General features: G+C 47.4%; 9 protein-coding genes. All 9 read right to left on the reverse strand.

The window, feature by feature from the left end; translation table 11 throughout:
* Positions 1 to 137: 137 nt before the first annotated feature.
* On the reverse strand, positions 138 to 1,037 hold the full coding sequence (locus PAT3040_RS03840) for an aldo/keto reductase (RefSeq protein ID WP_108991602.1): 900 nt from the start codon (positions 1,035 to 1,037) through the stop codon (positions 138 to 140).
* Between the two features lie 353 nt (positions 1,038 to 1,390).
* On the reverse strand, positions 1,391 to 2,662 hold the full coding sequence (locus PAT3040_RS03845; RefSeq protein ID WP_108991603.1) for an MFS transporter: 1,272 nt from the start codon (positions 2,660 to 2,662) through the stop codon (positions 1,391 to 1,393).
* Positions 2,662 to 3,438 carry an alkaline phosphatase family protein gene (locus PAT3040_RS03850; RefSeq protein WP_108991604.1) on the reverse strand — a complete coding sequence of 259 codons (777 nt, stop codon included), beginning with the start codon at positions 3,436 to 3,438 and terminating at the stop codon, positions 2,662 to 2,664. The genes PAT3040_RS03845 and PAT3040_RS03850 overlap by 1 nt, the downstream gene beginning before the upstream one ends.
* Before the next feature lie 6 nt (positions 3,439 to 3,444).
* Complete coding sequence (locus PAT3040_RS03855) at positions 3,445 to 4,215, reverse strand: DeoR/GlpR family DNA-binding transcription regulator (protein ID WP_108991605.1); 771 nt, start codon at positions 4,213 to 4,215, stop codon at positions 3,445 to 3,447.
* Positions 4,216 to 4,425: 210 nt separating this feature from the next.
* The gene (locus PAT3040_RS03860; protein ID WP_108991606.1) at positions 4,426 to 5,481 is read right to left on the reverse strand and encodes a TolB family protein; all 1,056 of its coding nucleotides are present in this window, start codon (positions 5,479 to 5,481) and stop codon (positions 4,426 to 4,428) included.
* Between the two features lie 76 nt (positions 5,482 to 5,557).
* Complete coding sequence (locus tag PAT3040_RS03865; protein ID WP_108991607.1) at positions 5,558 to 7,015, reverse strand: ABC transporter substrate-binding protein; 1,458 nt, start codon at positions 7,013 to 7,015, stop codon at positions 5,558 to 5,560.
* A 109-nt stretch (positions 7,016 to 7,124) separates the two neighbouring features.
* A complete protein-coding gene (locus PAT3040_RS03870) occupies positions 7,125 to 7,997 on the reverse strand; it encodes a carbohydrate ABC transporter permease (RefSeq protein ID WP_181376426.1) in 873 nt (290 codons plus the stop codon).
* Positions 7,994 to 8,905, reverse strand: coding sequence for a carbohydrate ABC transporter permease (locus tag PAT3040_RS03875; RefSeq protein ID WP_108991608.1), 912 nt, complete (start codon positions 8,903 to 8,905; stop codon positions 7,994 to 7,996). The genes PAT3040_RS03870 and PAT3040_RS03875 overlap by 4 nt, the downstream gene beginning before the upstream one ends.
* A gap of 264 nt (positions 8,906 to 9,169) precedes the next feature.
* Positions 9,170 to 14,260 carry an S-layer homology domain-containing protein gene (locus PAT3040_RS03880; protein ID WP_108991609.1) on the reverse strand — a complete coding sequence of 1,697 codons (5,091 nt, stop codon included), beginning with the start codon at positions 14,258 to 14,260 and terminating at the stop codon, positions 9,170 to 9,172.
* Positions 14,261 to 14,281: the final 21 nt, after the last annotated feature.

Genomic DNA, 14,281 nt, shown 5'->3' on the forward strand with positions numbered 1-14,281 from the left:
GGATGAAGCTAGAACCTGAGGAGCGGAGCGTAGTGGAGGCTACGTGAGCACCGGAAGGTTCGGCTGAATTCAATATTCGACGTCGAGTAAGCTTCTAGGATGACTTCGTAATGGGAAGCGGACTTTTTGAACAACCTTTATAAAGGCTGCCCGGGAAACAGGGACAGTACCTTGGACTCGTGCTCCACAGGTAAACCTCTCCCGTCGCAATAAGCGGCGTTTTGAGTCAATTCCTCTACCGATGTAGTCCCCGTAAGGGTCACCGCAATGTCGGGACAAGTTAGACTAAAGCGCAACGCCGGCTCTACCAGCCCATTAGGTCTGCCCTGCCGGAGAAATTCGAGCTGCCGCTTGCGTCGCTCCCCTTCCGCGATCTTCTCCGGGTATTTGTACAAGAAAGGCGCCGGCGACTCCGTCAGCAGCCCCGTGCAGAGCGGACTTCCATGAATGACGCCGACATGAGCCCGGCTGGCTAGCGGCAGCAGTTCATCCTTGGCGGTATAATCCATCAGCGTGTACCTGCCGAACGTTTGGATGGTATCGACGATCCCCTCCCGAACAAAAGGCAGCAGCCGGTCTAACTGGCCGGCATTGACGCCGATCGCCCGGACGATTCCCTCCTTTTTGAGTTTCAGGAATGCCTTGATGGTTCCCTCCATGGCGGCTTCATAACTTACGGATTCCAGCTCGTGCAGTTGAATCAAATCAAGATAATCGGTCTGCAGCCGCTTAAGGCTCTCCTCTACCGATCGAAGGGTATTCTCGTACGTATACGGAACGCCGCGCACAACCGCCTTCGTTGCCAAAATAACCCGGCTCCGCTTTCCTTTTAATGCCAGCCCGACTCTTCTTTCGCTTTCTCCCCCGCCGTACAGAGGCGCAGTGTCGATAAAATTAATGCCAAGATCCAGCGCGGCATCGATTACCCGCAGCGCTTGCTCGTCCGTCGTATCGCCAAAGTCTCCGCCCAGCGGCGCGCCGCCGAGCCCCAATTTGGAAACGCGAAAATTCGTCTTTCCCAGTAACGTATACTCCATTTCTTTCCACCCCATCCCGGATGTTATCGGCCGCCCGCCTCACACTGCCGCCTTCTAATCAAGCGAGTTTCCACTCCGGATACAGCGCTTTCTCGATATCCGGTTTTTGCCCCTTGTTACTGAGAATAAGGGCCAAAGGGCGCTAAAGCTATTTCAAATTTATTGGAAAACGTTCGTTTTTATCGTTTAAAAGGAAAAAAGCATCCGTACGACAACGCCATGACGGAAGATTTCTACAAAATCAAGTATCCGCGATAAACTCAAAAAAACCCCGTCCGCATGCGGACCGGGCTTTATTGAAATGTATGGATGTCCTAAGAGCGTTTATCCTTTGCGTTAACGTGACCAACTCGCTAGGATGAGAATTCCAGCTCTTTTTTCTCCAAAAACAATCTCCACTTCTTTATACGTCCAAGACAGACGATTAGCCCTATTAGCGCAATAAAAGTCCAGCTTATAATAGTAAAGCGCCAGCCATAAGCTTCGCTTAACGCTGCAATTCCATAGATAGAGATCGCGCTTCCGATATAAGTAAATGCATTCAAAATACCCGAAATCGTTGCAGCACGACCATACTTGGCATAATGAAGCGGCAATTGGCTGATTAACATCAAGTTGATGCCGTGCGTACAGCCGGCCAACAAAGCCATTAGCAAAATAGAAAACATTGCATGAGACGCAAAAAAGCATATAAGCGCCAAGCTCGTCATGACCCCCGCCCCCCATAGCAAGGCGGAAACTGAAAGCTCGTTTTTTACGCTTTTGTACATCCGGGAAGTTGCCACTACACAAACAATGGTGAACAAGGGTAAAACAACCGTACTTAAAATAGAAATAGAGGTATTTAATCGAAAAACATCATGAATATACGTTGGCATCCATGTTGTAATGCCATCTCGCAAAGCACCCTGAAGAATGATGACCAACATGATAGGCAGAAGCCCTGAGGTCCAAATAAGCGAGCCGACGCTTCGCTCTGCCCCATACTTCCTGCCCCTTGAAACCGGCTTCGAAACTTGTTCGTTTTTTTCTTGCTGACCAAAAGCCTCGATACTAAAAATCCACAAAAACGCAACTAATATCGCAACGATTCCCGGGATTACAAAAGAGAGCCGCCAGCCTGAAATCCAAATGCTAAAGGGAACCAATACATAAACCACGATCGTTCCTGCCGAAGACGCCGTAACGATCCCCACACTTGTCTTGCGGTAGAGCTCGGGCGATAAATATTGTGACATGCCGCGTACAAGAGGAGGCCATAACATCGCTTGAAAGAATCCATTTAAGCACCAAATAAAGGTCATCATATAGATGTCACTCATAAATGCTATTGCAAAGTTGCAGAAAGCTGTTGCCACCAATCCTGCGAATATCATCGTTCTCGGCTCAAACCGGTCACTCAAATACCCGCAAATAGGCTGACCTGCGCCGTAGGTAATAAAACTGCCGATCACCGCCATGCCTGCCAATTGATTGCTAATGTTCAAAGATTGTGCGATTTCTAATAGAGCTGCCCCATAATTAATGCGTGTCAAATAGCTGGTAAAATAGACCAAACAACATAAAATACTAAAAAATAAAGCACTGCGCTGCTTAGGATTTGAAGCTATCGAATTCGAAATCATCACACCAGAGATTTACCTTCCCAATCCCTATTGGGGGATACGTCTATAAGCCTAACAATTGTCGGCGCAATATCGATAATGTTGGCTTCCGGCAGAGCTGCACCCGATGCAAATGCCCTCCCTTTAATAAACAATGGAATCGTCATATCCTCGGGCATCAATGTACCGTGAGTACGGTCGTGGCCCCCATGATCGGAAGTAACAATGACGTTATAATGCTCCGGAATAGCATGTACGGCCTTCTCAATGCAATCCCAGGATAAATAAACGGCTTCAATATACTCCTTGGACATCCATCCATACTTATGTCCTACCTCATCCACATCTCCTAAATATAAGAAGGTAAAATCGGGAGCGTGTTCGTTTATAAATGCGATCGAATGGTCGGTAAGCAATCGATTCGTAACGTCGTAACCATAATTCGAACCAGAGATAAAACAACTGTGCGCCGTTGAACCAGGACGGGCGACATCGCGAAGCTGCTCCCAATTATAAAATAGAGCCGATGTTTTGTTGCTGGCTTTTAGTTGCTCACAAAGTCCATCGATCGGCCGCACCTGGGGAGTATAGATATTATCCATAATGCCATGCCGCTCAGGGGGGACGCTGTGGAACAGCGACATATGACAAGGAAGCGTTACGCTTGGCATAACAGTCCGGGCTGAAAGCGTGTAGCTGGCCTTCTCCTTTAATTGTTCGATATAGGGATGTCCTGAAACGGATAAGCTGTCCGGACGCATGCCATCAACCAAAATAAGCAGGACCTTATGGTTCATTTTTAATCACTCCATGGATTTAATGATGTTCAGTGATTTGTTTTTGTACAGCGAAAAAACGTGATCCGGCAGCTTTGAATCCGTTATGATATGGAACGAGGTTGATAAATCGCAAACTTTAATGGTTGCGGGAGTCTCGAATTTGGAGCTGTCGGCCAAAATGAATACCTCATCCGAATGCTCGATAAATCCCCGCTGGATATCGAATAATTCATGATGGAACAAACCGATTCCATAACGAAGCGAAATTGTCGAAGGAAAAATAAACGCCTTCGTGAAATGAAGCCGCTTTATGGTCTCTAACGCCATATGACCGTAAAAAGCTTTTTCCTCCCGCAGGTACTGGCCGCCGATCTGGATCATGTCGAATCCTTCTACATCGCATAAAGCGGCGAAAACTTCAGGGGAATTCGTAGCGATCTTGAGCCTGCGGCAATGCTCCTTGAGCAGCGGCGCCAGCTCCATTGCAGTACTGCCCGAATCAATCACGATCATGTCGTCCTCGCGAATATATTGCAACGCTTTTCGCGCCAACTGCCCCTTCAGCTCCCGATTCTCGGATGTACGCTCTTCAAGTCTGGCAGCCATTTTCATTTTCTGATTACAAACAGCCCCCCCATGCACTCTCTTCAAAGCTTGATTTTTTTCCAGATATTCCAGATCTCTGCGCACCGTCTCAATGGATACCCCAAACAGAGTCATGAGCTCCGACACCGTTACGGAGGACTTTTCCTTGAGCATCTCCGTAATTTTTAAACGCCTCTCATTTGCAAACATATGCAATCAACTCCTCACAAATACACATTTAATGTATACTTGCAAAAATGTTGTGTCAAGCATTATTTTGATATCAAACGATTGTTGCCCCCGCTCATGCTCCGACTTCTTCTAATAAAAGAACCTCAACTTCCACTTGGAAGTGGAAATTGAGGTGGCTCACATCATTTAAAGGCATGGCCTATTAGGCGAACGTGGTATGCGAGCTTCTTACAGCTCAATTATCCCAATACGCAAAAGATTATGGTCATCTGCAAAAGTAAAGATGATTTTGCGGCTGTCAGGACTGAAGGAGGGGTGCGGATGGCCGGGATGGCGGTTCCAGCGATTGACTCGACAAAGCATGCGAGACTTGCGCGCCGTCAGATCAATCAGCACAATTTCGCAGCCTTTTCCTTCATCCAGTAAAGTATCCGCCACGGCATATCGGCCATCCGGACTTGGACATACATGCCAATAGCGGTAATCCTCATTCATCAGCTCAGTCAACCCACCATCGCGGCTTACACGATAGATGCCTGTCGGCGCTATCGGACTATGCGGATATTTTACAAAATAAAGCCACTCGCCATCATAAGACCACATCTCATGTCCGACATATTCGCCATTCTCGCCGTTTGACAGCTTCCTCTGCTTGTAGAGATTGCAAGCTGCTCCTGTATCTACATCTATAGACCAGATGCGGTCAACGATTTGCTCTGTGCTGCCTTCATGAGCATAAAACAGTTGGTTTGCATAAACAGGATTGATCATCGCATGATTGGCGATAGGATGCGGCTCAGGAAAGTCGGGCTGTATAACCGTCTTAACCTCTCCCGTTGAGGCATCAACTGTACCAACCGCATATTTCCCCGCTTCCGCCCAATAGACGCCAAAGCGCTTGCCGTCATTCGTAATCGACAGCGGCTCAAGAAACGCGCAGCCATTAGGATGTTTTGCGATAAGCCGTGGATCACCCGTTCTCATATCCAGCGCCAGCAGTTCGGCCCCAATACTGTAGTAAAACACATCATCCGCCGTAACTAGTCCGTTAAAGCATAGCATAGCTTCTTGCAGCACTTTGACATAACCATTCACCGTATCGATTTCCACCATCGTACCAATCATGGTTGCAGGATCAACGTTAACTGCTGCAATGATATGGCGGCTATCTGCACGCCAGGACATGACCGTGAAATAAGAATGAGCCGTATGACTGCCGCTCTGTCCAATTACTTTATAAATAAGCCCCGTTTCTGAGTCGATTGCCTCACCAATTCCCAGCATCCACTGCATCCCCTTGGGAAATAGTAAAGCTATCTCTCCACTGTTAAAAACTACAGGAGAGATAGCTGCTGTCCCTTTATTTTTGAATCGTCACTTTGGAAAGCACTTCATTATCGAAGTTTTTGGCAGCCTCATCAAGCAACGCTTTAACATCAGCCTTCTCATTCGTGAACACTTCTTGCATCACATTCGTAATTGTCCCATAAAACTCTTGTCCGTTATAAGCCGGCTCAGGAATACCAACCATTGCTTCGATTACTTTCGGATCCAGCTTATATACATTGTCCGGATACTTATCGAGCAGAGCCTCAAACTTTTTGCCGAATTCGGAATCCGCCTTATAGTAATAAGCCGCGCTCCCGTATGCTTTAATTTGCCCCTTCGCTTTACGATCCTCAAGCACCGTTTTCAACACGTCGATTTCACTGTCTTTAAACATATCAAAAGTAATGAAGTCGAACGCAGCTTGCTGTACCTCCATCGACTCTTGCGGATTTACGATCATATAGTTGCCGCCCAGCACACCCACATGCGCGCCGCCTTTTTCCATAGAAGGCATAGGAAGAATCATAAGATCGTTTTTGTCCATGCCGCCGTTATTGACAGCATCCTCGATTTGACCGCTTTCACCCAACACAATTGCGGCGCGGCCTTGCTTGAACAAATTGTAGACATCGCCGTAGTTCAATGCCCAGTTTTGCGGCATAGCATTGCCTTCCCATCTAAGCTTTTTCATAAACTCCATCGCTTTTACGCCTGCTTCAGAGTTGAAGGTAGAGACAACTTTATCGTCTTGCACCTCTTGCGCAGCGCCGCCGGCTTGATACAGGAAGTTCGTCCAGTTCCAGCCGCCCTCATTGCCTTTTGCCATAATGGCAAAGCCCGCAATTCCTTTTGCCGGATCGGCAGTTGCTTTAGCCGCCTCATAGAACTCATCCCAAGTCCAATCCAAGGAAGGAATAGGTACATTTTTCTCTTCAAACAGCTTTTTGTTAATAATAATAGAAGAAATATAAGCATTTTTCGGTACTGCATATAATTTACCGTCCACAGTAAACTGTGTCGTTAGCTTTTCATTAAAATCATTGGCAAACTCATAATTTTTCAGGAAAGGCGTCAGATCTGCCGCCCACTCATGGCCAACTAGCGTACCGCCTTCTGTAGCCGGCACATAAAAGCCGGATGGCGCCTGATGAGCAGCCATTTTGATACCGATCTCATCGGACTTGTACCACCAGTCATTTTTAACCATTTTGACATGTGGATATTTTTCACCAAAGCGTTTCATTTTGTCCTCGTAAACCGGAATTTCTACTACGTTATCTGACTTGGGAAACTGGACAGTAAGCGTGATTTCGCTATTTTTCTTTTCCACGTTAGGTGATGGACTCGCAGAAATCGGCGTCTCTTGCCCTCTATTGTCGTTGTTCGCATTGCCGCCAGTTCCCTTGCCTCCATTCCCGCTACATGCCGTCATTATCATCATAATAGCGATGATCGTCAGCGCTCCAACTACTCTTAAATTGTTTTTCATTGTTTTTCCCCTTCCCTTTTCTAAGAACTTTGCTACGATTCAAGCATACTCCCATTCACATTTGGCGGCGATGATCTATTCATCGATTGTTATGGACAATTCTCCGGGGTTACCCTTTTATACCGGACAGATTCAAGCCATGCATAATATTTTTTTGAAAAATCAAAAAGAAAACTAGCGGCGGAATCATTATGATCGTCAATACGCTAAACTTAATATTCCATGAAATAATGCTGGACTCAATAATGTTGCGATAAACCATGGATGCAATCGGATACTTATCTTGCGTAGTTAGCACTAGCGAAGGCCAATACCAATCATTCCATGTCGAAGTGAAAGCAAAAATGAGCAGCGTTGAAAATACAGGAATAGACAGAGGAATCGCCATCTGGAAAAAGCAGCGAACCTCCGAGGCTCCATCGATCCGCGCCGCATCGAACAGTTCCTTATGAATACCGTCAAAAAAGCTCTTAAGCAACATAATATTAAAAGCATTCGCTGCCGCAGGAAGCCAAAACGCCCAGTAGGAATCAATCAACCCCAAACTTTTCAAATTCAAGAAATTGGGTATTAAATAAGTTGCGCTTGGAATCATCAACGTACTCATAAAAAATAGAATAAAGCCCTTGCGAACCGGCAGCTTCATCTGGGACAAGCTAAAGGAAGCGAGACCGATAATAATGAGCGAAAAGACGGCATTCCCGGCAAACAGCAGAAACGTATTGGCAAAGCCTTTTGCTAAATTTACATATTGCAGCCCTTCCTTATAGTTGGTCCATTCCAACTGCTGCGGCAAAAAGCTGGGCGGGAATGTGAATATTTCCGCCCTCGTTTTAAAAGATGAAAAAATGGTTGTGCCAAACGGGTACAGCATCGTAACTGCCAACGCTGCAAGTGCAAGCAGCATGATGGTATAGCCGATCCAAACGCTTTTCTTTTTGTAGTCAAAGGATGACAGAATACTCCGTTCCTCTATTTTCATGCTTGCCTGCTCCTTCCTTGAATGCTGTACATGATGATCGACAAGGACGCCAATACAATGAACATAAGCACACCCATCGCAGAAGCTCTGCCATAATTCAAATTCGTAAACGCCTCATTAATAATTTGATACATATATGTCAATGTAGCATTGTTAGGTCCGCCGCCCGTTAAAGCCATATGCGTCAGGAAACCTTGCGACGTTCCAATCAACTGCAAAATAAATAACAAAATGTACAAATGGCGAATGCCAGGAATCGTAATATAACGAATACGCTGCAGCACGCCGGCCCCGTCCATTTCTGCCGCTTCGTACAAATCTTTCGGAATGCTTACAATCCCCGCCAAATAAATAAGCGCGGCTGTACCAAATGACTGCCATGTCTCCGCAATTACAATCGATATCATCGCCATGCTTTTGTCCGTAAGCCATAGAATCTGCTGGCTGCCGAACCATGAAATAATCTGATTGGCCGGGCCAAGCGGATCATACAGCCATTGCCACATCCCGTATAATACAACAGCAGGCACAATATTGGGCAAGTACACAATTAAGCGCATCGCCCCTTTAAACCATCTCAGTTCCGACACAGCAATAGATACGATGCTCGGCACCCAAAAACCAATCAGAATACATAAAAGCATATAATAAAGCGTATTAAGAACGGATTTTGCAAGCATGCTACTGGCAAAAATGTCGCGATAGTTATCAAAACCCACAAAGCTGTTACCTTTCACAAAATCAACATTCATAAAGCTGTAAAAGATCCCCTTTACTATCGGCGTCCACAAAAATACACAGAACACAGCGATTGCCGGCAATATAAACGCAAGCCCCCAGCCATAATCCTTAAGCTTTCTGCGCCAGGATTGAGCTGTTTGCTGTATTGTCTGATCCTTAAACTGCATTTGCAACAACCTCGCCCCCTTCCTTCATTGCCGCTGCCATCCCCGGATCCTGGGATGCGGCTGCGGCTTTCATCTCTTGATTTCGTTGCTGTTCTCTCATCGTCATCACTCCCTCCTTTAGTATAGAAGGACTGGACGAAGTTCCCCATGATGACTCCTCCGCATTTTGTGATCAATCCTCTGCAACTTAAAAACAGTCCAACAAGCAGATTTCTCTGCTCATTGGACTGCTCTGTTTCCTACTCAGCCATACTGCTCTGTTTCCTACTCAGCCATACGCTCCATAAGTCTTACCGCTATGATCGCAGCTTCCGCACGAGTCACTACTCCTGACGCGGAGAAGCGATTGCTGGCGCGACCTTGCAGCAAGCCATCCTTCACTGCCGCCGAGATGTAGCTTCTCGCCCATGCCGGAATGCTTGCATCGTCAGCAAAGCCGGTATGCTCACTCTCTCCTATCGGCAAGTTCGCCGCTTTCGCCAGTATAACGGACATTTCGGCGCGAGATATCCCCTCGCCTGGACGGAAGCTTCCATCCGTATAACCTGTCAACCAACCAGCTTGAACGACTCTAGCGATGCTCGCCTTCGCCCATGCTCCGATCTTCGCCTGATCGGTAAAGCTGATCTCATCTCCATCGCCTGCCGGCTGCAGCGCTCTATCCAGCATCACAATCAGCTCTTGACGACTGACAGATTGATCGGGATGGAAGGTCTGATCGGAATAGCCTTGTACAATGTTAAACTGCACGGCCTTCTCGATCTCAGCCTGGCCCCAATGTCCGTTTACATCGGTAAAGCTCGGCTTATTCGGGTCAGTCTCCGCACCCTCCTGATCATCAGCAAATACAGCGTAGATGCCAAGCTGCTTTAGCTCAGCCGAAATTATGCCATCCTTTACTGTGCCGCCTATCTTGGTCCACAGCTTGTTCTCAGCATCATAGTGCCAAATCTCCGCTGTCTGACCATTGCCCAGCTTGGCCGGATCGAATGCAATACTCATAACAGAAGGCTTCTGCAATGGTACGTCTGGTTTGCTGCTCATTTCAAAAACAGGGCTTAACAGCTGCCGCTCCGCTTCAACCAGACTTACAGCATCCTTCAATTCTGCTATCGTCAGCTTCGTTGCCCTATTCGTCGAGCCTGAAGGAATTACCAGTTGAACCCGTTTCCCCAGACCGACCTCGCCTGACTCTCCAGCCGGTAGGTACAGCTCGCCAGATGTGGATACATTCGTGCCGGGCGCATATTCTCCGGGAGAGATTGGCGGATTGACATCCTTCTTATCAATGGTAATTGTCACGGTAGCGGTATTCGAATATTCATACCCGTCATAGACGTGGAACGTAAATGTATCCTCGCCTGATGCCGAAAAAACTGGTTTATATTCAAATTCGCCCGTCGAGCTGTCCACAATGGTGGCGGTTCCTTGCAAACCGTTATCTACCAACTCATAATGAACCGTTGTTCCTTCATCATGCTCAGCTTCTAGAACCCCTTGAATAGCTGTACCCGCTACAGCTTTATAATCCGCAGACTTCGCAACCGGGGCTGACCACGCCGCTTGATCGAACAGCCACTGCATCGTTCTATACAAGCTTGGCTTTTTCTCAAGCCCGATGCCGGATGCCCACTCGATCCAGCCTTTTCTGCCGGTACCGTCATTGTCATTGACAAGCAAGGAGAAATGTATGCCGTCAGGCTGATTGTATTTTATTGGAGCCAGCTCGGACCATGGAAGCGCCAGTTCATAAATCGTCAGCTTCTGCTCCTCATCTCGTGAAATTTGCAACTGTCCATTCGTCACAGGTCCTCTTGCAACTCCTGTCGGAGCAATCCAGCGATAGATTTGCGGTCCTTTGGCGGTATCGGAGATCCCATATTCGTACCATTGCGAGGTGCTGCCCGGCACACCTTGCGCGATAGCAAATTGTATGCTATCGTTTTTCCATATTTCCGCTCCTTCGGCTTGGTAGGCATGCGCGTCATCCGACAATTTCGCAGTCAAATAAAAATGATCGCGATCATAATGTAACCAGAATTGTCCATCGAGATCAGACTCGCCTAAATAATTAGTCATATGGACCGTACCTTTGGATAAGTGGATCGTGGGCACCGCAGCCTCTATACCTTGATCCAACCCGCCATCCACTTTAATGGTCTGGGCTAGGACAGGGTTAAAATCAAACTTGCCTTCGTACTCAAACGGCTCTACCTGTTCAAAGTCAACCTTGATTCGTACAGGGTAACTTTCCTCCGGATTCAAAACATCCAATGCTACGCTTACAACAGTGGTTCCATCCCGCTGAACGATAACCTTATCCGTCTTAGCCCCTTGCTGATCTCCAAGTTGCCAGTCGACCCTATTGATAACAAGCTCATTTTGTTTGGAAAAATTTTTTATTTGCAGCTCGATCGTCTTCTGCTCCGAATCCTTGCTCCCCCATGCAGGATAAACCTTCACCTCGTAGGGATGCAGCGACTGTATGACATGTTGCAGCTTGCCTATTCTTCTCCCTTCATCCTCCAGGTAGCCAGTCAGTATTCGTGAGCCAGTCTTGGCAATAGTCGTCTGCTGCAACGGTTGCTTCGTTTGCTGACCGCCTGCGGCTTCCACCTCATATACATGAGCTTCAAATGTAAACTTTACCTTAGCCGGAACGGCGCCTGCGTTATTCATTTGCAGCGTTAAGGCTACTCCCTCTCCCGCAACAACCGATTCGCCAAAAATGGAGAACATCGAAGACTTGGCAATGCCCTTAATCGCACCCTTTATATAATGCGCCTCGCCAGACAAGGTTAGAAATACTTTTCCTTGATAGGGCGAATACGTTTCGGTATTTCCCATCATATCTGTGATTTGAATCGGATCGTCCGTTTCAATGGCTGTCTGGAGCGGCTCATTAGACCAAACAACGCGTAGCTCCTCGCCAGACTTGTTGAATTTATAGCTAAATATATCCGTCCCGGCATATTCCTGCTCGACAAACGTTGCCTGAACCAGCTCTCTTGTCATAACAGAATAGGAGGCATAGGACGGTTTAGGAGTAAACGCTCCTCGCTCATCCTCTCGATTCCGAAGCATGCCAAGGTGATGCTCATAATAATCCTCTTGCATACCGTCATTCATTAAGTCGTACCAAAAAACCTTCTCCACGCCTTCCCCAAGCGCCTGCACGTAAGTACGGACAACATAATTGGCTTGCATGTTTTCCGGAATGCCGATGCTTGCTTTGGTCGGCCAGCCGATCTCGGTGTACCAAATTGGTTTTTCTTGCCCATTGTTGTACTTGCGCATCAGCTCCTGCGTACTGCGAACAGCTTGAATCATGCCATCCGGCGGACGCTGGCTTTGGTAAGGGTGTATGGATACCACATCCATATAATTTAACCCGCCCAGCTTAAATACTTCCTCGATCCAATCCAAAGGAGTGCCTGCTGTTGCCATGCCAACAACCGTCACATCCGGACGAACCGCTTTTATTTTCTCGTAAGTCGTTTTCAGCATTTCATAGTAGCTGTCCGGCCGAGAACCGGCTATTCCGTTTCCTCTGGACCCAAAGCTGCCGTTAAACTCATTATATACCTCTATCGATTCAATCTGATTCCCATACAAATCCAGTAAGGCAACGCCGTAATTGGCATATCCTTCGCGCCCTTCATTCGTATACGGCGTGCTGTTCTGATCATAGAAAGGATTGGTATAATTCAAAATAATAAAGGGTTTCAGATCATCCTCTAGCGTTCGCTTCATGAATGCATCCCGATTGGCTGGCTTTCGATATTTCCCTTTCTCATATTCCAGCGACTCCCATGTAATTTCATCACGGAAGTTTTTGGCCCCTGCGCGTCGAATCAGCTTGCTTAACTCCGTGCTCCATCCTTCCTTCACCCACGCCAGATGCGTTGAAATGCCGAAAGGCGAATCCTCCGCCAATGTCGGGTCTTCCGCAGACAGTCGCGCCAGAGACACTTCTGTTTCAGCAATCGGTAGTCCATCCTTTTCTGCCTGGATCGTCACCGTATAATAACCGTAGCTTTGCAAAGGGATTGTCAGATCCAGCAAATGATCATGAACAGACTCGCTGCCCTCCAGCACCTCCTGCTCCAAATGATCGTATACGCTCCAGTGCACTGTAGAGCCCTGCGTTGCTACTTGCAAAGTAACCGGTTCATTATCCAGAAAAATATTGCCGAGCTGCGTTTGTTGAACAGACAGCTCCGGAAATTCAGACGTCATCTCAACCTGATCGATCCAAATGTCTCCGCTTAGCTTTCCATTTACGAAGCTGGATTGTTCCATTAACACCTCGACACGCTGCACGGGATCATGCCACTTCTGATCATTTGCTCCGCCAAAGGAGAAATAATCCCTTCCGCCATTAAACTTTAAAACCTCCACCTTGGCCCATTGCCCATTGGGCGTAAGGGTCACCTTCTGCTGATGCACCTGGCCAGAGCCATCCTTAATACGCAAAGTCACCCATTGCGCATCCGAGGTTTTGGCCCAAAACTCCAGCTTTTTTAATGCAATCGACGGCAAATCTCTCCCTAACGACAGATATTTGCCGCCGTTACTGAAGTCGCCGGATAACTTGCCGGAGTAGACACCTGACTTTACCTGAGCAGAATCGCGAATAAATTCGCCATTGGCGCCCGGAAACTCCATGCCAAATGCAAGCTCCCACAAATCAATCGTACGATCGAAGCTGCCGACTTCCGACTTCCACAGCTCTTGCTGCGGTTCTGCCATAACCTTAATATCATCAATCCAAACGGTACCGCCCATTTTCCCGCCTGTTAACCGCGATTTTTCCAATAGAAACTCCATTCGGTCAGCAGGCCCGTTCCATACACCCGGCGTACCCGAACCAAAGGACAAATAACCCAATCCACGGTCAAACTCCGTCACGTCAACCGTCTGCCAATCCTCCGTCGCTTGCAGTTCGATCGTCTGTTGATGGACTTGTCCCTTCGCGTCCTTTAATCGAATCGTTATTTTATTGATATCCGATGTTTTGATTCGAAAAGACAAGCTCTTCATATCAACCGGCAAAAAGCCCCGGGAAAGCACAACAAACTTTCCTCCCGCTTCAAAGTTTCCGGAAAGCTTGCCGGAATATGTCCCTTCGGAAGACTCGTTTCCATCCCGGACAAAACTGCCTTGCGCGCCTGCTCCATCTCCAAGCCCGAACTGCCATACCTCCTCATCCGTTTCAAACCCGCTGATTTGCACCTCTTCCAGCTGTTCTGCCGCGTATGCCCGGAATGCTGCAGCATCCATAAAAGGATTTATAAGCACGGTACAAAGCAGCATTACAATCAGTACAAGAGATCGTTGTTTTTTTCCCGCCAAAACGTTCACTCCTTCATCGAT

The sequence above is a fragment of the Paenibacillus agaridevorans genome, assembly GCF_003112455.1.
GTDB classification, from domain to species: domain Bacteria; phylum Bacillota; class Bacilli; order Paenibacillales; family Paenibacillaceae; genus Pristimantibacillus; species Pristimantibacillus agaridevorans.

What these genes read in the sequence shown, in the direction of transcription:
- PAT3040_RS03840 (WP_108991602.1), bottom strand. Translation starts at nt 1,037, where the DNA reads ATGGAGTATACGTTACTGGGAAAGACGAATTTTCGCGTTTCCAAATTG.
- PAT3040_RS03845 (WP_108991603.1), bottom strand. Translation starts at nt 2,662, where the DNA reads ATGATTTCGAATTCGATAGCTTCAAATCCTAAGCAGCGCAGTGCTTTA.
- PAT3040_RS03850 (WP_108991604.1), bottom strand. Translation starts at nt 3,438, where the DNA reads ATGAACCATAAGGTCCTGCTTATTTTGGTTGATGGCATGCGTCCGGAC.
- PAT3040_RS03855 (WP_108991605.1), bottom strand. Translation starts at nt 4,215, where the DNA reads ATGTTTGCAAATGAGAGGCGTTTAAAAATTACGGAGATGCTCAAGGAA.
- PAT3040_RS03860 (WP_108991606.1), bottom strand. Translation starts at nt 5,481, where the DNA reads ATGCTGGGAATTGGTGAGGCAATCGACTCAGAAACGGGGCTTATTTAT.
- PAT3040_RS03865 (WP_108991607.1), bottom strand. Translation starts at nt 7,015, where the DNA reads ATGAAAAACAATTTAAGAGTAGTTGGAGCGCTGACGATCATCGCTATT.
- PAT3040_RS03870 (WP_181376426.1), bottom strand. Translation starts at nt 7,997, where the DNA reads ATGAAAATAGAGGAACGGAGTATTCTGTCATCCTTTGACTACAAAAAG.
- PAT3040_RS03875 (WP_108991608.1), bottom strand. Translation starts at nt 8,905, where the DNA reads ATGCAGTTTAAGGATCAGACAATACAGCAAACAGCTCAATCCTGGCGC.